A 20,175-nucleotide genomic window follows, 5' to 3' on the forward strand; every position below is an offset into this window, starting at 1 on the left:
TCGGCGCAGAACCGGACTACGCACTGGGCCATCGGCTGCCCTGCAATGGGGACATGACCGATCTCCCGCTCACCACCCTGACGCGCGTCCGCCGTGGGGCCCACCACCAGCGCACCGACCGCGCCGCCCTGTACGACGTGATCGACACCGCCCTGTACGCCACCCTCGCGATCGTTCGCGACGACCGCCCGGTGGCCCTCCCGGTGGGCATCGGTCGCGACGGCGACGATCTTCTCGTGCACGGATCGACCGGCAGCGACTTCTTCCGCCGCATCGCCGAGGGAGCCCCGGTGAGCCTGACGATCACGCACCTGATGGGCCTGAAGTACGCCCGCTCGCTGTTCGACAGCTCGATGCGCTACCGCTGCGCGGTCGTGCACGCCGTGGCATCCGTCGTCCCTCCCGAAGAGAAGGAGGCGGCCCTGCTCACCCTGTCGGAACACCTCATGCCGGGGCGCAGCGAAGACGTGCGACCCATGACCGCGCGCGAGATCGCCGCGACCCTGGTGCTGCGCATCCCGCTGGCCGAGGCGAGCGTGAAAGACAACGCGGGCTCGCTCGTCGAGGTCGACGACGACGGCGAGGATCGCTCCGTGTGGGCCGGGATGCTGCCGCTGCGGGTCGTCGCCGGCGACCCCGTCACCTCACCGCAGACGGTGGCGGGCACGCCGGTGCCGGAGTCGGTCCGCCGGGCCGCGCGCCGCGTCGCGGCCTCGGGCACGGCCTGAGCCCCTCGGGCCCCGCCGTCCTGCGGATGCGGGGCCCGACACGCCGCGGCCCCGCGCCCTGGGGCGGCGTGTCGCCCGCGGCATCCGCACGACGGCGGTCCCGTGCAGGGGACGACGACACGTCCCCGACGACTCCAGTCGAAAAGGCCCCACCCCGTCGGGGACGACCGTCGTGCGGACGCCAGCCCCGACACGCCGCGGCCCCGCGCCCTGGGCCGGCGTGTCGCCCGCGGCATCCGCACGACGGCAGTCCGGCACCGGTCCGCCACGGAAACGACGGACGGGGCCGCCCCCGAAGGTGCAGCCCCGTCCGCCGAGGTCGTCAGCCGACCAGCGGCGGCACCTCGTAACGGCGCGGCGTGCCGAAGCGGTGCGCCGTGATCGACACGGCCTGCTCGCGCAGGAACGGCAGCAGTTCGACGTGCCCGGCGCGGGTGACCTCGCCGACGTACACGGCCACCGAGGGCGAGCCGTTCGTCGCCTCGGCCACCGCCACGGGCGATCCGCCGAGCAGACGGATACGGGCACCGGTGCGGGCCAGACGTGCGGCGCGGCGGCCCCAGTCGGCGGCGTCCTCGACCGAGGCCCGAACGCCCACGCCCTCGAGCCACGCGCGCACGGCGGGTGAGAGCTCGCGCGCCGAGCTGACCGTCACCGTCGAGCGGGCGCGGACGCCCGCCGCGACCACGCGCACCAGCGCGGCCTCCGAGGCGTCTTCGAGGCGCACGGTCACGGGCACCGCGGCGTAGCGCAGCACGTTCTGCTCCGACTCCAGGCCGGTCACGTCGCGGGCCAGCGAGAACTCTTCGGCCCATGCGGCGGCGTCGCTCGAGAGGGCGGATGCCACCCACTCGCGGTCGGCCGCGGGCACGGCGGCCAGCGCCGGGGCGGCGAGGGCGTCGGGCGTGCGGGGCGCCGAGGTCTCGGCATCCGCCCACGTTCCGAACCCGTAGAGGTAGTGCGGTCCGCCGGCCTTGGTGCCCGCGCCGACGGCCGACTTCTTCCATCCGCCGAACGGCTGACGCTGCACGATCGCGCCGGTGGTGCCACGGTTGACGTAGACGTTGCCCGCCTCGATGCGCGAGAGCCACCGCTGGATCTCGGCCTCGTCCAGCGCGTGCAGACCCGAGGTGAGGCCGTATTCGATCGCGTTGACGATCTCGATCGCCTCGTCGAGCGTCTCGGCGGTCATGATGCCGAGCACGGGCCCGAAGTACTCGGTGCGGTGGAACTCGCTGCCGGGCTGCACCCCCTCACGGATGCCGGGGCGCCACAGCGACCCCTCGTCGTCGAGCTTGCGCGGCTCGACTACCCAGCGTTGGCCGGGCTCGAGGCTCGTGAGGGCCTTCAGCAGCTTGCCGTTCGCGGGCTCGATGAGGGGTCCGATGCGGGAGGCCTCGTCCCACGGCAGGCCGACCTCGAGGGAGGTGACGGCGTCGACGAGCTGGTCGCGGAAGCGGCGCGAGCGCGCCACAGATCCGACGAGCACGACGAGGGATGCCGCGGAGCACTTCTGTCCGGCGTGGCCGAAGGCCGACATCGCGACGTCCTTCGCCGCGAGGTCGAGGTCGGCGCTCGGGGTGACGATCACGGCGTTCTTGCCGCTCGTCTCGGCCAGCAGCGGCAGGTCGGGGCGGAAGGAGCGGAACAGCTCGGCCGTCTCGTACGCTCCGGTGAGCACGACGCGCTCGACGGCGGGGTGGGTGAGCAGCTGGCGACCGAGGTCGTTCTCCGACACCTGCACGAGCTTCAGCACCTCGCGCGGGACGCCGGCCTCCCACAGCGCCTCCACCATGACGGCGCCCGAGCGCTCGGCCAGGCCCGCGGGCTTGATGACCACGGCCGAGCCTGCGGCGAGGGCGGCGAGGGTCGAGCCCGCGGGGATCGCGACGGGGAAGTTCCACGGCGGGGTGACGACGGTGACGCCGACCGGGGTGAAGGTCGCGCCGTCGACGGTCTCGAGCGTGCGCGCCTGCTCGGCGTAGTAGTGGGCGAAGTCGATCGCCTCCGACACCTCGGGGTCGCTCTGCTCGATGACCTTGCCGCACTCGGCGCCCATGACCTCGAGCAGGTCGGCGCGGTGCTTCTCGAGGGCGTCGCCCGCGCGGTGCAGGATCTCGGCGCGCGTGGCGGCTCCGAGCTCGCGCCAGCCCGCGGCGGCTGTCGCGGCGTCCTCGATCAGCGCGTTCAGCGCGGCCTCGTCGGTGATCGTGTGGTCGGCGATGGTCTGCGCGCCGAGGGTCGACTCCTCCATGCGAGCGACGATCGCCCGCGACCAGTCACGGTTGGCCTCGATCGCCGGGTCGGAGTCGGGGGTGTTGCGGAAGCCGTGCGTGGGGGCGGAAGCGGCCTCGGCCGAGCGGTTCTGCACGCGGTTCGAGGCGGGCACGCCCTCGGGCATGTCGGCGAGCGAAGCGAGGAAGCGGTCGCGCTCGCGCGCGAACAGCGCCTCGTGGGTGTCGAGGTCGAACACCGCCGACATGAAGTTCTCGCTCGACGCGCCCTCTTCGAGGCGGCGGATCAGGTAGGCGATCGCGACGTCGAACTCCTGCGGGTGCACCACGGGGGTGTAGAGCAGGATCGAGCCGACCGTGCGACGCACGACGGCCTGCTGCGCGGTCGCCATGCCGAGGAGCATCTCGACGTCGATGCCGCCGGTCACCCCGCGGCGCTCGGCGAGTAGCCAGGCGAGGGCGACGTCGAAGAGGTTGTGCCCGGCGACGCCGATGCGCACGTGGGCGGTGTGCTCGGGGCGCAGCGCGTAGTCGAGCACGGCCTTGTACGAGGCGTCGGTGGCCTGCTTCGAGGGCCAGGTGGCAAGCGGCCAGTCGTGCACATCGGCATCCACCCGCTCCATCGGCAGGTTCGCGCCCTTGACCACGCGCACCTTGATGTGGGCTCCCCCGGATGCCACGCGCGCGGCGGTCCACTCCTGCAGGCGGATCATCGCGGCGAGCGCGTCGGGCAGGTAGGCCTGCAGCACGATGCCGGCCTCGACGCCGTGGAACTCGGGCTCCGACAGCAGCGTCTCGAAGACGGCGAGGGTGAGGTCGAGGTCTTTGAACTCCTCCATGTCGAGGTTGAGGAAGGTCCCCGTCTCCTTCGCCACGCGGTACAGGGGGCGGAGAGCGGCGACCGCGTCGGCGACGGCGGCGTCGAAGGCCCACGGCGTGTGCGGGGCGACGGTGGACGACACCTTGATCGAGACGTAGTCGACGTCGTCGCGCGAGAGCAGCTTGCGGGTGCCGGCCAGGCGGCGCGCGGCCTCTTTCTTGCCGAGGATCGCCTCGCCGAGCAGGTTCACGTTGAGACGGATGCCGTCTCCCCGGCCCCGGATCGAGGTGATGGCCTCGCCGAGCTTGCGGTCGGTGGCGTCGACGATGAGGTGGCGCACCATCGAGCGCAGCGCCGTGCGGGCCGCGGGCACGACCACCTGCGGCAGGATCGGCGCGGCGAAGGCGCCGAGGCGGATCGCGGCCTTGAGGTGCAGCGGCAGGAAGCCCGGGATGAGCGGGGTGAGCGCGGCGAGGTTGCGCGCGGCGACGCGCACGTCTTCGGGGCGTACGACGCCGTCGACGAAGCCGACGGTGAAGTCGAGGCCGTGCGGGTCGCGGAGGACTCCGGCGAGGCGCTGGGCGGCGGCGTCGACGGGCTCGTCGCGGCTCTCGGCGAGCCAGCGGCGCACGAGGGCGATCACCTCGTCGGCGAGCTCGTGCGGAGAGACGAGTGCGGCGGGGGTGGTGCCGGACGTGGTGTCGGGGACATCGGTGAGCGACATGGCGATCCTTCCTCGGATGCTCTCAGCATGGGGCTCGCGTCCGTTCGAGAAAAGCGATGATTCCTGACGCATACTGTTCGATGAAGTCGAAGGGATGCCATGTTCGATCTGCGCCGTCTGCGCCTGCTGCACGAGCTGTCGGTGCGGGGCACCCTCGCGGCCGTCGCGGAGGCGCTCGCCTACAGCCCGTCGACCATCTCGCAGCAGCTCGCACTGCTCGAGAAAGAGGCTGGCGTCCCCCTGCTCGAGCCCGACGGGCGCCGCGTGCGCCTCACCGCGCAGGGCGCCGCCCTCGCCGCCCACGCCGCGCGCATGCTTGCGGCCGACGAGGCCGCGCGCGCCGAGCTCGAGCGCATGCGGCCCTCCCTCGCCCCGGTGCGCCTGGCCGTGATGCAGTCCGCCGCGCACGGCCTCCTCCCCCGGGCCCTCGATGCCCTCGCCGAGAGCGAGCCGCAGCTGCGCGTCGAGGTCGCCGAGCTCGCCCCCGAGGAGGGCCTGTTCGAGGTCGCTGCGCGTGGCTTCGACCTCGCCGTCGCCGAGCAGTACCCCGGGCACACGCGTGAGCACCGCGAAGGCCTCGAACGCGGACTCCTGGGGCGCGACGCCATCCGCCTCGCCGTCGCGCACGACGACCCCGCGCAGCACCTCGAAGACCTCCGCGAGCGCGCGTGGGTCATGGAACCGGTGGGAACCGCCGCCCGACAGTGGGCCACGCAGCAATGCCGGGCCGCCGGGTTCGAGCCCGACGTGCGGTTCGAGATGGCCGACCTCACCGCTCACGCCCGGCTCGTGGCATCCGGTCATGCTGTGGGGATGATCCCCGACCTCGTCTTCGCGGGCGAGGCCCCGCCCGTGCGGCTCGTGGGTCTTCCCGGCCAGCCGCGGCGCGAGGTGTTCACGGCCGTGCGCCGCGGAACCGCCGACCGCCCCGGCGTACGCGCGGTGCGCGCGGCACTGCAGGTGGCGTACGACCGGGGCGGCCGGTAGGGGCGCGTTTACTTCGTCAGCGCGATCTCGTTCGGCGTCTGCTCGAGCGTCGCGCTCTTCACGATCTCGCAGGTGGTGAGGTCGACCGCGTGCACGGCGTTCTTCGCCGGCTCGGTCACGTAGGCGAGGTCACCCGAGACCTTGATCGCGGGGTGGGCGTCCTGCCATTCGACCGGGCCCTCCCACGGATCGATCACGGGGAACGCGTCGGTGAACTCCCCCGTCGCGGGGTCGAGCACGTGGATCGCCCCGTCGGATGCCAGGACGTAGGCGAGATCACCGGGACCCCGGGCCACGTCGCGGAAGGTGTACTCCGCCCCCGCGGGCATGTCGACCACGCTCTGGGTCTTCGCCGCGGTGTCGATCAGCGCGAGGCGGTGCAGCAGGTAGCCCTCGGCGTCGCGGTCGTCCTTGTAGTCGCCGACGATGAGCGCACTGTTCTCGCTCACGTACGCATTGCCCATGCGGCCGTAGGGCTGGTCGGGGGCGGTGAGCTTCGTGAAGGTGCCGCCGTCGTAGACGAGGGCGCCGTTCTCGCAGCCGAACACAACGACCTCGTCCTTGGCGGTGCCCTCGCCGTGCACGCCGGGGCAGTCGCTGCTCTCGGCGATGGGGGCACCGGAGGCGTCCTTCGCCACCACGCCGTTGCGGCCGTCGGCGTTGCCCACGGTGGTGAGGAAGGTGCCGTCGGTCAGAACGATCGACACTCCGTGGTGCGCCTCGACGCCCGGGATGGTCTCGACTTCGGGGAGGGAGTCGGTGGATGCCAAGAGCGCATCGGTGTCGAAGATGGTCGAGTCGCTCGTGCCGTCGGCGTACAGCACCGTCTTTCCGCCGTGGGTGACGACGTGGCCGGGCTTCGCCGCCTCGAACACCAGGTCGGTCAGCTCGGGGGCGGTCGTCGAGGTGCCGGCATCCAGCACCTGGAAACCCGCGCTCGTGGTGACCATGACGTGCCGTTCGTCGCCGGCCGGGTTCAGGCGGGTGAATTCCTCCGAGGGGAGGTCGGCGACGGTCTCGAGGGTGTCGCCGTCGAGCACCAGGATGCCGCCGGGGTACGACAGGGCGACGCGGGTGGCGGTGTCGGTCGCGGGGCTCGACGCCGGGGCCGCCGACCCGGGGCCGGTTCCGCCGGCGCACGCCGACAGGGTGACGGTCGCGCCGATCGCGAGGGCGACCAGGCCCGCGCGGGGCAGGGAGAAGCTGCGCATTCGTGTCTCTTTCTTCAGGTGGGGTGGGTCTCGTCAGGGTGAGAGCCCGGTGGCGATGCGCTCCGTGTTGACGCGCATCATGGTCAGGTAGTCGGGGGCGTCGCCGCTCGCGTCGGTCAGCGATTCGGTGAACAGCTCGGTCACGACGACGTCGCGGTCGGCCTCGTCGGCGAGGGCCCGCATGAGGCGGTCGGGCGAGGAGCTCTCGGCGAACACCGTCGGCACGCCCGCCTCGTCGATCGCCGCCACGAGGTCGGCGAGGTCGCTCGCGCTGGGCGCGGCGAGGGTCGTCCCTCCCGGGATCACCGCTCCGACGAGGCGGAAGTCGAAGCGCTCGGCGAGGTAGCCGAACACGTGGTGGTTGGTGACGAGGGCGCGTCTGTCCGCCGGGATCGTCGCGAACGTCGCAGTCATGTCGGCATCCAGGGCCTCCAGCTGCGCGCGGTAGTCGGCGGACCGCGCGGTGACGGCCGGGTCGCCGAGCTTCTCGAGGGCCGGGGTGAGCCGGTCGACGACGGCGATCATCTGCGCGGGGTCGGTCCAGAAATGCGGGTCCTCGGCTCCTTCGGCATCCGTCGACGTATACGGCAGCACGCGTACGGCATCCCCGGCCACGACCGTCTCGACTCCGGCGGCCGCAGCGGCGTCGAGGTGCTGCTGCAGTCCCTCCTCGAGCCCGAGCCCGTTGGTCACGAGCAGGTCGGCCGAGCGCATCCGCGCCGCTTCGGCCGCGGAGATCTCGAACGAATGCGGGTCGCTCCCGGGGCGCATCAGGGTCAGCACCTCGATGTCGTCGCCGACCAGCTGCGAGACGACGTCGCCGAGGATGTTCGTCGACACGACGACGAGAGGGCGGTCGGATGCCGTGCCCCCGGCGCATCCGGCGAGGATCAGGGCGACGGCGGAGAGGGCCGCGACGGCGAAGCGGCGCACCTCAGCGCCCCGTCTCGGCGACGAAGAGCGGGGTCAGCGACGGCGTGAACTCCCGCGCGATGCGGGCGTCGTCGGCGAAGTCGATCTCCCACAGGCGACCCTCGGCGGGTCCGTTCAGGTAGGCCCGCTGCTGGTCGGCGACGAGCGACACGGGCTCGCCCGCGGCGAGGCTCGCGCCCACCAGCGCCGGCGTCTGCGCCCGCAGCTCCCCCGTTGCGCCGTCGAGCACGAGCACGCGCCCGTCGGCGGTGAGGGCGAGGAGGTTCTGCGCCCTGTCGTCGACCGCGGTCGCCTGCACGACCGCCTCCGGGGTCGGCACGAGCGTCCACGACCGCTCCCGGGTGTCGAGCATCCACACGCCCGCTTCGCCCGCGACGGCGGCGACCGTCGGCCGGCCCTCGCGATTCGCGAAGGCGATGGCGCGCGGCGCGGTCGCGGCAGCGGGGTAGGGGATGCGTTCGACGACGGGGACGGCATCGGCGACCGTCACCAGCAGCGCCCCGTCGCGGCATCCGATCACCGCTCCGACTCGGGTGGTGATCGTGCCGCTCGGCTCGACGCACGGAGTGGTCGCCCCGATCTCCGTGCCGTCGGCGGCGTGCAAAGTCACCTCGTCACCCGCGGCGACCGCGGCGAACGTCCCGGCCGGCACGACCATGCCCGCTCCGGCCGCGCGCTCGAGACGGAACAGCTCGACGATCTCACCCGCCGACAGCGTCTCGGTGTCGAGCAGCACCGCCTCGCCGGAACCGGGGAAGAACACACCCGTGCCGCCGGTGGTCGAGGAGTTCGAGGTCGCGACCGTGGCGACCCCCTCCCCCGCGACCTCGCCCACCACGCGAGCGGGCGCGCGGTAGTAGTGGAAGTGGTCGACGTGATCCCACGTCCACACTCCGCTGTCGGCGATCGAGAGCCCTTCGGCATCCGCGGCGAACAGGTAGCGGCCGTCGGAGTGCAACCTCTCCGGCGCACGCACCCGTCCGAGCTCGGCGGTGGTCTCGTCGAGCAGGTCGAGGTGCGACACGTGTCCGTCGGGGTCGATGGTGGTCAGACCGAGAGCGGGCTCGGCGAGTTCGGACGCGCCGGCGATCGCTCCGTGCGTGTCGACCGGTTCGGCGGCGGGGCCGTCGACGGGGGCCGCGCAGCCGGTCAGGGTGAGCGCGCCGAAGAGGCCGACGGCGGTGAGGCGTCGGGAGAAGAGGTGGGGCATGGGGGCTTTCCGGATCAGGCGGATGAAAGAACAGGGGATGCCGTGCGGCGGCGCACCGCCACGATGACGCCGCGGAGGGCCCACGACAGCCCCGCGGCGACGATCGCGGTGGCGGCGATGGTGGCGCCGGCGGCGGTGGCCGCGTGCCACGACACGACGAGGCCCGCGGCGACGGCGGCCGTGCCGATGGCCGCGGCGAGCACCATGGTCGATACGAGGCGGGTCGTCCACTGCCGCGCGGCAACGGCGGGAGCGACGAGCAGTCCCACCACGAGCAGCGACCCGACCGCCTGGTACGAGGCGACCACGGCGAGGGTGACCAGGCCGACCAACACGGTCTGGGCGAGTCGCGGTGCGAGGCCCAGCACGCGTGCGACGCGTTCGTCGACGGCGAGCGCGACCAGCGACCGGTGGGCCAGGGTCGCCGATCCCACGCCCACCGCAACCGCGATCGCGAGCACGACGAGGTCGTCGACGCCGATCGCCAGGATGTCGCCGAAGAGGATCGCCGTGGCATCCGTCGCGAAGCTCCCGGCGTGCGAGATGACGATGACGCCGAGAGCGAGCATGCCGACGAACAGCAAGCCGATGCTCGTGTCGTACGAGAGCTTCGCGCGCCTGCGAAGCGCGCCGATGCCGAGGCTCATAGCGACGGCGCTCGCCGCGGCGCCCACCAGCACGGGCAGTCCGAGAACGGTGGCCACAGCCACGCCGGGCAGCATCCCGTGGGCGAGCGCCTCGCCGAGGAACGCCATCCCCCGCACGACCACCCAGGTGCCGGCGACGGCGCACAGGATCGCCACGAGCGTGCCGCCGAGCATCGCCCGCTGGACGAACTCCAGCGCGAACGGATCGGTGAGCGAGGTCATGGTGCTCGACCGTAGCGTTAAGTGAGAACGATTATCAAACTCATATAATGGATGCCATGACCCCCCAGGCCCTGATCGGCACAGACCTCCGCGCCGACTACGGCGGCATCGCCGCACTCGCCGAGGTCGACGTGGAGATTCCCGAGGCCGCCCTCACCGTGATCGTCGGACCCAACGGAGCGGGCAAGTCGACGCTGCTCGAGATCCTCGCGGGAGCGCGTCCGCCGGCATCCGGAATCGTCGACGCCGGACCCCGCTCGCGAGCCTTCGTCCCCCAGCGCGCGGCCATCGCCGACGACCTCCCCCTCACCGTGCGCGACGTGGTCGCCGTGGGCGCCTGGGGCGGCGCCGGACTGCTCGGACGGGTCACCGGCGCGCACCGTCGGGCGGTGGATGCCGCGATGCTCAGGCTCGACATCGCGGATCTCGCTCGGCTCCCGTTCTCGAGCCTGTCGGGCGGCCAGCGCCAGCGCGTCATGCTCGCCCAGGGCCTGGCGCGCACCGCCGACATCCTGCTGCTCGACGAGCCGACGACGGGGCTCGACGCCGCCAGCGCGGCTCTGAACCACACGGCGATCGCCGACGAGGTCGAGCGCGGGGTCGCCGTGGTTTGCGTCAGCCATGACGACAGACTGATCTCGTCAGCGAATCAGGTGATCCGCGTCGAGGCAGGGCGACTCAGGCGCGAGAACGAACACGCTCGGTGATGCGACGCAGCAGTTCAGCCGCCGCCCGCGCGCTCTCGACCGGCTCCGCGGCCACGGCGCGTTCCACCTGACGGGGGAAGCTGCGCAACGCGGACCACGGCTCGGCCTCGAGATCGATCTGCAGGTAGATGTGGTTGACGCGGCGATCTTCGGCGTCGAGTTCGCGGCGCAAGAGACCGCGGCCGATGAGCCGATCGACGAGGGTCGTGACCCCCGCGGCCGTCACACCGAGGTGACCGCGCAGATTCGAGGGGCGGATACCGGGTTCTTCGCCGATGCACCGGAGGGCCTCGGCCTCGAGCTCGCTCACGCCGAGGTCGATCCGCGCTTTCGCGATGCTCTCGTCGCGCACCGCGACGTATTCGTCCAGCGCCTGCATCAGCACAGAGGTGTGTGCCACTGTCACCACCTCCTCGGCGTAGCCCGGCCGGCCACAACCCCACCTTAGTGAAGATCTCGAATATTTTGCGAAGTTAATTAATCCGGTTAAATTTCTGGTACCTTAGTGATTAGCCCGACCGACCCCGACTGAAGGAGATCGTCATGGCAAAGCTTTACTACGGTTCTGACACCGCTCCCATCGCCCTGCCCGACCGTCTGATGGGTTACATCAAGGTCATCGCGTCGACGAAACTCCGTCGCGGAGAATCGTTCACGCTGACGTGGACCGGCACCGCCGAGGAGCCCGGTCGCTCGACCATCTGGCTGCAGCCGGCCATCCCCCTGCGCTTCGTCTTCGACTCGGTCGAGCCGGAGCAGCTCGTGGGCGACTACCTCCGCAGCCTCGCCGACCAGGCCAACGCCGCGTCGGGTCTGGTCATCGACACCCGCACGTGGGAGTCGGCCGAAGAAGCGACCCGCACTCCGGTGCGCTCCGCGCGCCCCGTCGGCCGCTCGGTCCGCGCCGCCTGATAGCACGAATGACGCCCGCTCGCCCGAAAGGCGCAGCGGGCTTCATACTGGTCGGACGCGTGACGCTCACGCGCCTGGATCGGAGACGCCCGTGCCCGTACGCACGCTGATCGACATGGCCCTTCTCGACGCGTGGCTCGCGGAGTTCCGGGCGATGGGCTACCTCACCGGCAGCGACATCCGCGTTCTCGAGCGTGACGACGAGACCGACCCCGACACCGGGCTCATCGTCGTCGACCTGACCGAGGCGAAGACGGTTACCTATCTTCAGCCGATCGCCGGCGGCGACGGCAGCTGGAAGGCGACGATGGAAGCCCGCGAGGCCACCATCGAGCTCGGCTGCGTCGAACTGGTCAACCTCGGCAACGAGCTCAACGTGCTCGGCGCCCTCGTCTCCTTCCTCGAGACGAAGTCGAAGGCACTGCTCGCGGCGAGCTGAGCGCGGTCACGGCGCCGACGACACCGTCGTCGCCCGATACCGTTCGGCGACCGTCTCGAAGGCCGCCGCCAGTTCGAGCGGGCCCACCACCTGCATCGCGGTTTCGAACCGACCGAACGATGCCGCCAACGACCCCCACGACCACGATCCCGACTCGAGGGCGCAGCGCCCCTCGTCGACCACGGTCACGGTTCCGTCCCCCGCGAACGGCAGCACCTCGTGCGCCGGGAGGTCGAGGATCACGGTGCCGCGGCAGGGCCACTCGTTCACGTCCGACCCCTTGAAGCGCGCGGAGACGAATTCTTCGACGTCGCCACCGGGCACGGCGCGCGGGGTGAATTGTGGTCCGTTCGGCGTGCGCGGCCGGACGCGGTCGACGCTGTAGAGACGCCAGTCCTCGCGATCGAGATCCCATCCGAGCAGGTACCACCGACCGTTCGAGGCCACGACGCGCACGGGCTCGCAGCGACGCGCAGGCCCGAAGGCAGGGCCGTCGTCCACGGCGTCGCGGGGCGGATAGTCGAACCGCAGCACCTCGTGCGCGCGGGTCGCCTGCGCCAGGGTGACGAGCACGTCGAGCGAGAGCGGCATGGGCGCTGCGTCACCCGCGCCCCGGACCGTCGTGACCTTCAACGCGTCGAGGCGGCGACGCAGACGCTCCGGCATCACCTGCCGGATCGTCCCCAGCGCTCTGCTCGCGGCTTCCTCGATGCCGGCACCGATCGCGGGGAGGGTCTGCAGGGCGAGGGCCACCGCCACCGTCTGATCGTCGTCGAACAGCAGGGGCGGCAGGTCGTCGCCGGGCCCGAGGCGATATCCCCCGTCGGGGCCCATCGTCGCCTGGATCGCGTATCCCATCTCGCGCAGCCGTTCAATGTCGCGTCGCACCGTCCGATCGCTCGTGCCGAGCCGCACGGCCAGGAGCGAGCCGGGCCAGTCGCGCCGGGTCTGCAGCAGCGACAGCAGGGTGAGCAGTCGGGCGGTGGTGGTCATGCGGTTCACGCTACGCGGGGTATAGGACAGAAACGCGCCTACACGGGTGCGACTCTTCCTGTATCGGGCCACCCGGGCCCACTCGGACAGGAGCATCATGACCATTCAGACGACCACGCACCTCAACTTCCGTGGCGATGCCCGCGCGGCGCTGGAGTTCTACCAGAGCGTCTTCGGCGGGCACCTCGTCGTCAACACCTACGCCGACTTCGTCATGCCGGCCGAGGTCCCGGGCTCCGACAAGGTCGTCTTCGGCCTCGTCGCCGCCGAGAACGGCTTCCGCGTGATGGGCTACGACGTCCCGGGCCTGACCGACGGACCGATCGTCGGCGGCGGCTCCACCCGTCGCGAGAACGGCACGACCGTCACCGACCAGGCGGTGTTCGTCTCCCTCAGCGCGGACACGCTCGAAGAGCTGCAGGGCCACTGGGACGCCCTCGCCGTCGGCGCCGTCGTGGTCGAGCCGCTGGCCGCCTCGGCGTGGAGTGCCGGCTTCGGCATGCTCACCGATCGCTTCGGCGTGACGTGGAGCATCAGCGTCTCCGCCTGAGCCGAAAGCGATTCCCTCGGGAACGAGAAAAGGGCACCCGATCCGGGTGCCCTTTTCTTCGTGGTGGTGGCGAGTGAGGGATTCGAACCCCCGAATGCAATGCAGTCTGATTTACAGTCAGATCCCTTTGGCCGCTTGGGTAACTCGCCAGGTGCGCACCCGTCCGGCTTGTTCAGTCGACCGGAGGCGCGATAGACCACTCTACTATCCCGCGGGCGATGCTCGAAACCATCGCCACCGTCACTCCGGCGTGCGCAGCAGAGCACCCTCGTGGCGGCAGGTCGCGGCCGCGACGTCCATGGCGCGCGAGAGCACGGCATCCCACTCCCCCGCATCCGCGGGCAGCCGGTCGCGCACGAGCGCGGCCGTGGTGGCGAGCACGGCGTCGCCGCCGCCCATGGTGTCGACGATGCGGCCGGGAAGGTCGGAGATGCCCCGCAAAACGGTCGTCTCCCCCGCGTCGATCGCGGCCCCGCCGGCGCCGTAGGTCGCCAGCACGGCCTCGACGCCGAGGCCGACGAGCTTCTTCCGCAGGTCGTCGAGCGGTGCGTCGTAGAGCAGCTGCGCATCGTCTTCGCCGACCTTGACGAGAAGGGCTCCGGATGCCGCCTTCTCGAACCCGCGCACGAACTCGGCGCGGTCGCGCAGCATGCCGCTGCGGGGGTTGGGGTCGATCGCAAGCGGGGTCGAGACGGATGCCGTGGCCTCCACCAGCAGCGCGGTCTGATCCGCGTCGTCGAAGGGGAAGCAGCTCACCACGACCATGGGAGCAGCGGCGATCGCCGTGCGCTCGGCTTCGCCGTAGGCAACCCGGCGGTTCTGCGCCGCCTCGTTGAAGACGTAGACGGGCTCACCCTGCGGCGAGCGCGTGCTCACCGCGCGCGACGAGCCGTGCTCCGCGGGACTCGCGAGCAGCTCGACGTCGTACTCGGCGAGAAAGGCGCGGATCTGCTCCCCCGCCGCATCGTCGCCGACCATCGCGATGAGTGCGGCCGGAACGCCGAGCCGCGAAAGGCCCACGGCGACGTTGAGGGCGGCCCCGCCGACGAACTCGCGCACGCCGGCGTCGTCGCGGATCTCGTCGATCAGCGCGTCCCCGATGACGACGACCCGACCGCTCACCGCGAGACCTCGGCGGCGTCGAGCACGCGCGCGACGAACTCTTCGGTACGGCGCTTGGCGCCGTCGATCTTGCGGTCGACGCTCGCGCGGATCTCGCTGGGCGCGAGAGGCGCGGCGAGGCGCACGGTCTCGTGGCACGACATGTCGGCGCAGATGTAGGTGCCGACGGTGTCGCCGTGCTCGCCGGCGGTGCCCGCCTTGCGCGCGGTGAACAGCGAGACCTGGTCTCCGGGCTGCATCGTGTGGCAGAGGTTGCACATCGCCGAGCGCGCCCGCGACTGCCCGTCGGCCGCGCGCAGCACGATCGCAGCGGGCTCACCCTCGTGCTCGGCGACGATGTAGCCGCGCCCGCGGGTGCGAGGGTCGCGCCACGCGAGGAAGTCCAGGTGGTCCCAGTCGGTCAACACGAAGTCGTGGGGCAGGCTCATGACCCGCAGTTCCTCGGGTGCGGCGTTGACGAACGCGTCGCGGACCTCGTCTTCGGTGAGTGCTCGCATGGGATCCGAGTCTACGAGCGCACGGGCCACCCGGGGCGGGCACGACCGCGATGTCCAGGGGGTGCGCGAGCGAACCTCCCGAATAGAATCGAGCCATGGCTGATTCTTCGTTCGACATCGTCTCCAAGATCGACCGGCAGGAAGCCGACAACGCGCTCAACCAGGCGCACAAAGAGGTCGAGCAGCGCTACGACTTCAAGGGCACCGACGCCTCCATCGCCTGGAGCGGCGACTCGATCGTCATCAAGGCGAACTCCGAAGAGCGCGCGAACGCCGTGCTCGACGTATTCCAGACCAAGCTCATCAAGCGCGGAATCTCGCTGAAGAGCCTCGATGCGGGCGAGCCCGTGCCGAGCGGCAAGGAATACCGCATCACCTCGACTCTCAAAGAGGGCATCTCGCAAGAAGACGCCAAGAAGGTGAACAAGATCATCCGCGACGAGGGACCCAAGGGCGTCAAGTCGCAGATCCAGGGCGACGAGCTGCGCGTGCAGTCGAAGTCGCGCGACGACCTGCAGGAAGTGCAGCGCATCCTCAAGGCCGCCGACCTCGACGTCGACCTGCAGTTCACGAACTACCGGTAAGCACCCCCGCTGACCTGGGGTTTTCCCTCCACGGTCCGCACAGAGTCCGCAAGAGCGGCGATCGAGGCCATATGGTCCGCGGTCGCCGCTCTCGTCTTGTCCTCCGCAGACGGCCACAGGTGCGAGTAGACGTTGAGCGTGATCGACGGCTGAGAGTGCCCCAAAGCCCGCTGCACGGTCACCACATCGCACCCCGACGCGATCAAGTTCGACGCGAACGTGTGCCGCAGCGTGTGCAACGTCACCGACGCCGGCAGCCCCACGCGGCCGCGGATGCCGCGCCACACTTCGCCGGCATTGTTCCGCTGGTACAGGTCACCCCGCGGGGTGCGAAACAGCTGCTCATCCGCAGCGGTGATCGACTCCGCCGCCACGTGCGCCGACAGCGACGACATCAACGCCCCCGGCACGAACACCGACCGCTCACTGCCGTACTTCGGAGCCACCAGCTCCGCGCTCGCGATAGACGAGCCCTGCACCTGACGACGCACACTTACCGACCGCCCAAGGAAGTTGACGTCCCCCAGCTGCAACCCCGCAGCCTCCCCCAACCGCAGCCCCGCGAACAGACAGACCTCCACGAACGGCCGAAACGCGCCAGACGCCTCCAGGACGGCCGCAGACTGCTCCAACGTCAGAACATCCATGGATGCCTCAGAACGGCGCACACGCGGCGGCCTCGCGCTCGCCGCAGGGCTCTTGGCGATGACCTGATCGAGCACAGCGGCCCGGAACGCCATTTGCACGTAATTCAACCGGGTCCGAACCGTCGACGCCGCCAGGCCCCGTTTGGTCTCGCCGGCCACCCACGCCTGCACGTCCGAGGGCTTGACCTGCCCCATCTGCCGACGACGCCACGGCACACTCCGCAAAGCCGTTTCAGCAGCTATCACCGTGCCGGCGGCCCACGCCTGACGCGCGATCCATGCGTCAATCCACGCATCCCACAGCTCCACACCGGCGCGCGGATCCACGTACATGCCAGTGACCACCGTGGCCGTGACCTCATCTAACCACCGCTGCGCGTCGATCTTGCGCTCGAAATGCCGCGCGTGCTCCCGCCCGTCACCGTCGCGATAGCGAGCCCGCCACGCCCCATCAGGCCTCTTCCGAATGCTCGCCATCTGCGCCTCCAACGTGCTCCTGCATCATCACGAGGTAGCTGCTCAACCAGCCGTCACCAACTCCTTCGAGGGGTGGCGCGCTCTCGTAGTAGGACAACATGCCGTCCACTGCCAGCTCCCCAGCGGTCACCCCAAGTAGGCGCTGCGCTTGCGTTCGATGCTTGCCCTCGTCCTGGTGAACATCGAGCATCACCGCTAGCAGCTGCTGCGCCGTACAAAACTGCTCCGCAACCGTTGTGAGCTGCTCCGCGAGAGTGCCGGCAACCTCAAGACGACGCCCGATAGAGGCATCCATCTTGGAGCCAAAAAAGCCCTCGACCTGCGTCCCGAGGATCTCCGCAGCTGCAGCCGCCTCTGTAACCCGTAGAGGCCTGTCACCCTTTTCGATCGCCCACACCGTCGCCTGAGACCACTTGAAGCCGCGATGTCGCATCTGCTCTGCGAGAAACCCCTGACTCACCCCGCCTCGCAACGCCGCGAGGTTCTCCCCTACTTCTCGATCTTCCAACACGGCTGACAACCTCTCCGGCCCCACACACACAGTCAAATTCAGTCAATTCTAGTGCCAGGTTGACTAGAACTGTGCAATACTCGCTTTCCTGGTCGCAGCACCACTAGAAATCAGGAGCGCAGATGGACAAGTTGATGACCGTGCGAGAGGCGGCCGTGCCGCTCGGCACCACAGAGAAGGGCCTGCGATGGATGATCTACGCCGGAACGGCCCCGAAGTCAGCGTTGGTCGGCGGCCGCCGCCGGATGTTCAGAGAGAGCGACATCCAGGCATGGATCGACGCGCAGTTCAAGGACTGATCCCCGCGGCACTCGCCGCAGACACGAAAAAGGCCGCCGCGGTAGCCCCCGCGACGGCCCGGAACCTACGAGAGGTACTAACCATGACAGAGACTACCCCCACCCTGCCCGTCGTGCCCAGCGCGGCCGCTGTGCACTCCCGCCTGCGCCATCTGTTCACCCCTGAACGGCGCATCGATGACGAAGCGGCCGGCATTATCTTGCCGATCGCGCTCGCCGCGGGCGACCCGCTCGCGATCGACTTGGACCAGGTGCGCGAGTACCCGATCGACGGCGACGGCGAACGTGGCGAAGAGGTCCGGTGGGTTTGCCACATCTACGACCTGATCACGGGTGACCGCCTGCTCAGCAGCGCTCTCCCCGACGGGTGGATGAGCGAACACCTGGCCCACGTCCCTGATGACGTCTTCCGCACCTGGCAGGTAGCACGCCCCAACCAGTGGCTAGTGACCGACCGCTACCTGCTCATCAGCGGCGGAGATTGGTGGCAGCTCGAAGACGCACCGTCCGGCATGCTCCGCTACCAGTCCCTCTCCGCGGCCATGCGGGCCAACGAAAGCACGTTCCAGGAAGAGCAACAGCGCTGGGCGACAGCATCCGCGGCCGCCGTCGAGAAGCTGCGGCCGAGCTGGGCCGCCGACGTCGAATACCTCGGCGACGGGGACACATGCGAAGGGTTCGTCTTCCAGCACCAGATCGGCGCCGTCACCATCGTCCAGGGATACTTCCTCCACCCTGACGGAACGGTGACCGCCGAGAACGCCGAGCCCCTCATCGACGTCTCCGAAAAGCTCGAGGGCCTCTCCCTCAGCGCCGCTACCGGCGTCGCCCTCGCGCTCCAAACCGCAATCCGCCACCTCGAGCGAGAGGCCACAAAGAACACGCCCAAGAGCACGCACCCGACCCCGCCGGCCGCGTGACCCCACCCCCCAGCCCCGTGGCCCGACGAAACCCCCACTCGCCGGGCCACAGGCGCGCCCATACGCGCTCGCCGCGGGATTGGAGGTGACGATGGGTGCCCGCCTCAACCTCGCCGCCTACCGGTTTGCAGAGGCCGCGCAGCTGCACGACCAACCGACCCGGCTACTCGGATACATGGCCAGCGTCGCGCTCGACAACGACGCGGAGCCCGTCTACTACGCAGGCGCAGAGGCCAGCGCCCGAGCCCTCGGCAAAGACCCCGCCACATCGGCACGACTTGTGGCCAAGGTCATCGCCACGCTCATCAAGGCAGGAGCAATTGAGAACCGATCAGCTGGGCGCCGCGGAGCCTATGCCGTGTATCGGCTCACGTTCCCTGTCGCTGACGAGACACCAGAAAGCATGTCCGCCACAGGCACCCAAACGGTAGAAAGCGTGCCACTGAGCGGCACCCAAACCGAACAGTTAGGTAGCCACTCACAGGCACCCTTGCCGGAGATAGCTAGCCACTCACGTGCACAAAGGGTGCCACTGACAGGTCAACAGGGTGCCAGTGACAGGCACCCCGAGGAGGAAGAGGAGAAAAAGGAGGAGGGTCGCGTGCGCGCGCACGAGGCCGACGCCGGCTACACGCTCGACACTCCCCCCGAGCCCCCTCCCCCCGATTCACCGTTCTGCATCCACCACCCGGACGGCACCCGCGACCCCTGCTACGCATGCGGCCAAGCCCGCCAGGCCTACGTCGCAGTACACGGCAAGACACCCCGACAACCGCGCTCGCCGCGGACAGCCTCAGCGCCCCAGCTCATCCAGGTCAACGGCCGCGCCGTGTGCATAGACGGAAAACACAAGCTCACCGCAGACGGGCGCAGCTGCGTCCATTGCCAGATACACGAAGACGACCTAGCCGCACTCACAGAAAGCGCGATCGCATGACCGATCCCAGCTACCCCCTCACCGCAGCACTCATCGAGTCGCTCACGCACATCGACCACACCGACACCGACGTCGCCCACCCATGGCTTGTCATCAACGCATCCGGGCTTACCCCTGACCTCGAAGCCGCACTCGCGCAGCGCTTCACCCTCATCGCAGACCACGACGCGCTGGCGGCCCGAGAGCTCACGAAGCGAGACGTGCCCCCGACCTACCTCCGCATAGCTGGCACGTCTGAGGCGAACACGTCAGGACAGATCACCACCGATCCCCGAGCGCGAAGCATGGCGACAGGACGCACTCACATAGCCGGGGTTCACCACGCGCTCATTGACGATGACACCGCGTGCCACAGAGGACTCACCGTCGCCAAAACCGCATCCGCAGGTGTGTACCCCGTCACCTGCAAGCCCTGCCTAGCCGCGCTCGCCGCCGCGCCCCGAGACACCGCCCGCAACTGAGGAGACACGCACCGCATGAGCATCGAGCCCTCCACTCCCGACACCCTCACCGACGCGCCGCCCCCACCGCCGACCTACGACTGCCGGAAGGGCGACCCCCGACGACCAGGTGCACGACACAAGGTCATCACCGCCGACAGCATCTGCGTGCTGTGTGGCACACAGGGAGTCATCGACGCCCGCCACATGCCCGCGCAGCCGTTCAACCCCACCCCGACGCTCCTGTGACCGACGAACTAGCCGCACTCACCCGCGCCACCCTCGACCGCCGCCCCGGATGCCTAGACGACGAGCGCTACACCGCAGACACCCTCACCGACCTCGACCACAAAGCCATGGCCACCACGTGCCGCGCCTGCCCGCTCCTGATCCTCTGCAACGCCTACGCCGCCACCCACAACCC

General features: G+C 70.1%; 23 protein-coding genes and 1 tRNA gene. 12 read left to right on the plus strand and 12 right to left on the minus strand.

Features of this window, described 5'->3' with window-relative positions; translation table 11 throughout:
- The first annotated feature begins 53 nt into the window (after positions 1-53).
- The gene (locus RWH43_RS10540; RefSeq protein WP_154097318.1) at positions 54-728 is read left to right on the plus strand and encodes a pyridoxamine 5'-phosphate oxidase family protein; all 675 of its coding nucleotides are present in this window, start codon (positions 54-56) and stop codon (positions 726-728) included.
- Between the two features lie 322 nt (positions 729-1,050).
- Here the strand turns inward: RWH43_RS10540 and RWH43_RS10545 are convergent, their stop codons facing one another.
- Entirely contained in the window at positions 1,051-4,506 is a 3,456-nt protein-coding gene (locus RWH43_RS10545; protein ID WP_316001446.1) for a bifunctional proline dehydrogenase/L-glutamate gamma-semialdehyde dehydrogenase, read from the minus strand.
- 99 nt (positions 4,507-4,605) lie between these two features.
- Here RWH43_RS10545 and RWH43_RS10550 point away from each other — a divergent pair, with 99 nt between their 5' ends.
- On the plus strand, positions 4,606-5,493 hold the full coding sequence (locus RWH43_RS10550) for a LysR family transcriptional regulator (RefSeq protein WP_144832586.1): 888 nt from the start codon (positions 4,606-4,608) through the stop codon (positions 5,491-5,493).
- Between the two features lie 8 nt (positions 5,494-5,501).
- Here RWH43_RS10550 and aztD read toward each other — a convergent pair whose 3' ends face one another.
- Genes aztD through aztB form a run of 4 tightly spaced genes read right to left on the minus strand, consistent with a single transcriptional unit; the run spans position 5,502 to position 9,716 of the window.
- On the minus strand, positions 5,502-6,704 hold the full coding sequence (gene aztD / locus RWH43_RS10555; protein ID WP_316001447.1) for a zinc metallochaperone AztD: 1,203 nt from the start codon (positions 6,702-6,704) through the stop codon (positions 5,502-5,504).
- 33 nt (positions 6,705-6,737) lie between these two features.
- Positions 6,738-7,637: a zinc ABC transporter substrate-binding protein AztC gene (gene aztC, locus RWH43_RS10560; protein WP_316001448.1), complete on the minus strand. Its 900-nt coding sequence runs from the start codon at positions 7,635-7,637 to the stop codon at positions 6,738-6,740.
- A 1-nt stretch (position 7,638) separates the two neighbouring features.
- The gene (locus tag RWH43_RS10565; protein ID WP_316001449.1) at positions 7,639-8,847 is read right to left on the minus strand and encodes an ABC transporter; all 1,209 of its coding nucleotides are present in this window, start codon (positions 8,845-8,847) and stop codon (positions 7,639-7,641) included.
- Between the two features lie 14 nt (positions 8,848-8,861).
- On the minus strand, positions 8,862-9,716 hold the full coding sequence (gene aztB, locus RWH43_RS10570; RefSeq protein WP_316001450.1) for a zinc ABC transporter permease AztB: 855 nt from the start codon (positions 9,714-9,716) through the stop codon (positions 8,862-8,864).
- 56 nt (positions 9,717-9,772) lie between these two features.
- On the opposite strand from aztB, the gene aztA reads away from it, so the two are divergent.
- On the plus strand, positions 9,773-10,423 hold the full coding sequence (gene aztA / locus RWH43_RS10575; RefSeq protein ID WP_316001451.1) for a zinc ABC transporter ATP-binding protein AztA: 651 nt from the start codon (positions 9,773-9,775) through the stop codon (positions 10,421-10,423).
- Here the strand turns inward: aztA and RWH43_RS10580 are convergent.
- Positions 10,395-10,823, minus strand: coding sequence for a MarR family winged helix-turn-helix transcriptional regulator (locus RWH43_RS10580; protein WP_144832567.1), 429 nt, complete (start codon positions 10,821-10,823; stop codon positions 10,395-10,397). The genes aztA and RWH43_RS10580 overlap by 29 nt on opposite strands.
- Positions 10,824-10,966: 143 nt before the next feature.
- Here RWH43_RS10580 and RWH43_RS10585 point away from each other — a divergent pair, with 143 nt between their 5' ends.
- Positions 10,967-11,335, plus strand: a complete 369-nt coding sequence (locus RWH43_RS10585) for a DUF7882 family protein (RefSeq protein WP_144832563.1) — start codon at positions 10,967-10,969, stop codon at positions 11,333-11,335.
- Positions 11,336-11,426: 91 nt separating this feature from the next.
- Positions 11,427-11,774: a hypothetical protein gene (locus RWH43_RS10590; RefSeq protein WP_144832560.1), complete on the plus strand. Its 348-nt coding sequence runs from the start codon at positions 11,427-11,429 to the stop codon at positions 11,772-11,774.
- A 6-nt stretch (positions 11,775-11,780) separates the two neighbouring features.
- Here the strand turns inward: RWH43_RS10590 and RWH43_RS10595 are convergent, their stop codons facing one another.
- Positions 11,781-12,767, minus strand: a complete 987-nt coding sequence (locus tag RWH43_RS10595) for a helix-turn-helix transcriptional regulator (protein WP_316001452.1) — start codon at positions 12,765-12,767, stop codon at positions 11,781-11,783.
- A 97-nt stretch (positions 12,768-12,864) separates the two neighbouring features.
- Here RWH43_RS10595 and RWH43_RS10600 point away from each other — a divergent pair, with 97 nt between their 5' ends.
- Entirely contained in the window at positions 12,865-13,317 is a 453-nt protein-coding gene (locus tag RWH43_RS10600; protein WP_316001453.1) for a VOC family protein, read from the plus strand.
- Positions 13,318-13,381: 64 nt separating this feature from the next.
- Here RWH43_RS10600 and RWH43_RS10605 read toward each other — a convergent pair.
- The 3 genes from RWH43_RS10605 to RWH43_RS10615 form a co-directional block, all read right to left on the minus strand.
- Positions 13,382-13,466, minus strand: a tRNA-Tyr gene (locus tag RWH43_RS10605).
- A 91-nt stretch (positions 13,467-13,557) separates the two neighbouring features.
- Positions 13,558-14,439 carry a PfkB family carbohydrate kinase gene (locus RWH43_RS10610; RefSeq protein WP_316001454.1) on the minus strand — a complete coding sequence of 294 codons (882 nt, stop codon included), beginning with the start codon at positions 14,437-14,439 and terminating at the stop codon, positions 13,558-13,560.
- Positions 14,436-14,936, minus strand: coding sequence for an FBP domain-containing protein (locus RWH43_RS10615; protein WP_154097308.1), 501 nt, complete (start codon positions 14,934-14,936; stop codon positions 14,436-14,438). Before RWH43_RS10615 ends, RWH43_RS10610 begins: the two co-directional genes overlap by 4 nt.
- 95 nt (positions 14,937-15,031) lie before the next feature.
- Between RWH43_RS10615 and RWH43_RS10620 the strand changes: the two genes are divergently transcribed.
- Positions 15,032-15,520, plus strand: a complete 489-nt coding sequence (locus tag RWH43_RS10620) for a YajQ family cyclic di-GMP-binding protein (RefSeq protein ID WP_144832507.1) — start codon at positions 15,032-15,034, stop codon at positions 15,518-15,520.
- On the opposite strand, the gene RWH43_RS10625 is transcribed toward RWH43_RS10620, so the two are convergent.
- The gene (locus tag RWH43_RS10625; RefSeq protein ID WP_316001455.1) at positions 15,511-16,644 is read right to left on the minus strand and encodes a tyrosine-type recombinase/integrase; all 1,134 of its coding nucleotides are present in this window, start codon (positions 16,642-16,644) and stop codon (positions 15,511-15,513) included. The two genes, RWH43_RS10620 and RWH43_RS10625, sit on opposite strands and share 10 nt — an antisense overlap.
- The gene (locus RWH43_RS10630) at positions 16,619-17,155 is read right to left on the minus strand and encodes a hypothetical protein (protein ID WP_316001456.1); all 537 of its coding nucleotides are present in this window, start codon (positions 17,153-17,155) and stop codon (positions 16,619-16,621) included. The genes RWH43_RS10625 and RWH43_RS10630 overlap by 26 nt, the downstream gene beginning before the upstream one ends.
- Positions 17,156-17,277: 122 nt before the next feature.
- Here RWH43_RS10630 and RWH43_RS10635 point away from each other — a divergent pair, with 122 nt between their 5' ends.
- From RWH43_RS10635 to RWH43_RS10655, 5 genes are all read left to right on the plus strand, one after another.
- Positions 17,278-17,454 carry a helix-turn-helix transcriptional regulator gene (locus tag RWH43_RS10635; protein WP_316001457.1) on the plus strand — a complete coding sequence of 59 codons (177 nt, stop codon included), beginning with the start codon at positions 17,278-17,280 and terminating at the stop codon, positions 17,452-17,454.
- A gap of 83 nt (positions 17,455-17,537) precedes the next feature.
- On the plus strand, positions 17,538-18,374 hold the full coding sequence (locus RWH43_RS10640; protein WP_316001458.1) for a hypothetical protein: 837 nt from the start codon (positions 17,538-17,540) through the stop codon (positions 18,372-18,374).
- A 91-nt stretch (positions 18,375-18,465) separates the two neighbouring features.
- Positions 18,466-19,311: a hypothetical protein gene (locus RWH43_RS10645; protein WP_316001459.1), complete on the plus strand. Its 846-nt coding sequence runs from the start codon at positions 18,466-18,468 to the stop codon at positions 19,309-19,311.
- Positions 19,308-19,772, plus strand: a complete 465-nt coding sequence (locus tag RWH43_RS10650) for a hypothetical protein (protein ID WP_316001460.1) — start codon at positions 19,308-19,310, stop codon at positions 19,770-19,772. Before RWH43_RS10645 ends, RWH43_RS10650 begins: the two co-directional genes overlap by 4 nt.
- 15 nt (positions 19,773-19,787) lie before the next feature.
- On the plus strand, positions 19,788-20,000 hold the full coding sequence (locus RWH43_RS10655) for a hypothetical protein (RefSeq protein ID WP_316001461.1): 213 nt from the start codon (positions 19,788-19,790) through the stop codon (positions 19,998-20,000).
- The last annotated feature ends 175 nt before the right edge of the window (positions 20,001-20,175 follow it).

The sequence above is a fragment of the Microbacterium algihabitans genome, assembly GCF_032464975.1.
Lineage (GTDB): Bacteria > Actinomycetota > Actinomycetes > Actinomycetales > Microbacteriaceae > Microbacterium > Microbacterium algihabitans.

What these genes read in the sequence shown, in the direction of transcription:
- RWH43_RS10640 (WP_316001458.1), top strand. Translation starts at nt 17,538, where the DNA reads ATGACAGAGACTACCCCCACCCTGCCCGTCGTGCCCAGCGCGGCCGCT.
- RWH43_RS10565 (WP_316001449.1), bottom strand. Translation starts at nt 8,847, where the DNA reads ATGCCCCACCTCTTCTCCCGACGCCTCACCGCCGTCGGCCTCTTCGGC.
- RWH43_RS10545 (WP_316001446.1), bottom strand. Translation starts at nt 4,506, where the DNA reads ATGTCGCTCACCGATGTCCCCGACACCACGTCCGGCACCACCCCCGCC.
- RWH43_RS10655 (WP_316001461.1), top strand. Translation starts at nt 19,788, where the DNA reads ATGAGCATCGAGCCCTCCACTCCCGACACCCTCACCGACGCGCCGCCC.
- RWH43_RS10615 (WP_154097308.1), bottom strand. Translation starts at nt 14,936, where the DNA reads ATGCGAGCACTCACCGAAGACGAGGTCCGCGACGCGTTCGTCAACGCC.
- RWH43_RS10625 (WP_316001455.1), bottom strand. Translation starts at nt 16,644, where the DNA reads ATGGCGAGCATTCGGAAGAGGCCTGATGGGGCGTGGCGGGCTCGCTAT.
- RWH43_RS10550 (WP_144832586.1), top strand. Translation starts at nt 4,606, where the DNA reads ATGTTCGATCTGCGCCGTCTGCGCCTGCTGCACGAGCTGTCGGTGCGG.
- RWH43_RS10650 (WP_316001460.1), top strand. Translation starts at nt 19,308, where the DNA reads ATGACCGATCCCAGCTACCCCCTCACCGCAGCACTCATCGAGTCGCTC.
- RWH43_RS10620 (WP_144832507.1), top strand. Translation starts at nt 15,032, where the DNA reads ATGGCTGATTCTTCGTTCGACATCGTCTCCAAGATCGACCGGCAGGAA.
- aztA (WP_316001451.1), top strand. Translation starts at nt 9,773, where the DNA reads ATGACCCCCCAGGCCCTGATCGGCACAGACCTCCGCGCCGACTACGGC.
- RWH43_RS10600 (WP_316001453.1), top strand. Translation starts at nt 12,865, where the DNA reads ATGACCATTCAGACGACCACGCACCTCAACTTCCGTGGCGATGCCCGC.
- RWH43_RS10635 (WP_316001457.1), top strand. Translation starts at nt 17,278, where the DNA reads ATGGACAAGTTGATGACCGTGCGAGAGGCGGCCGTGCCGCTCGGCACC.
- RWH43_RS10595 (WP_316001452.1), bottom strand. Translation starts at nt 12,767, where the DNA reads ATGACCACCACCGCCCGACTGCTCACCCTGCTGTCGCTGCTGCAGACC.
- aztD (WP_316001447.1), bottom strand. Translation starts at nt 6,704, where the DNA reads ATGCGCAGCTTCTCCCTGCCCCGCGCGGGCCTGGTCGCCCTCGCGATC.
- aztB (WP_316001450.1), bottom strand. Translation starts at nt 9,716, where the DNA reads ATGACCTCGCTCACCGATCCGTTCGCGCTGGAGTTCGTCCAGCGGGCG.
- RWH43_RS10645 (WP_316001459.1), top strand. Translation starts at nt 18,466, where the DNA reads ATGGGTGCCCGCCTCAACCTCGCCGCCTACCGGTTTGCAGAGGCCGCG.
- RWH43_RS10540 (WP_154097318.1), top strand. Translation starts at nt 54, where the DNA reads ATGACCGATCTCCCGCTCACCACCCTGACGCGCGTCCGCCGTGGGGCC.
- RWH43_RS10585 (WP_144832563.1), top strand. Translation starts at nt 10,967, where the DNA reads ATGGCAAAGCTTTACTACGGTTCTGACACCGCTCCCATCGCCCTGCCC.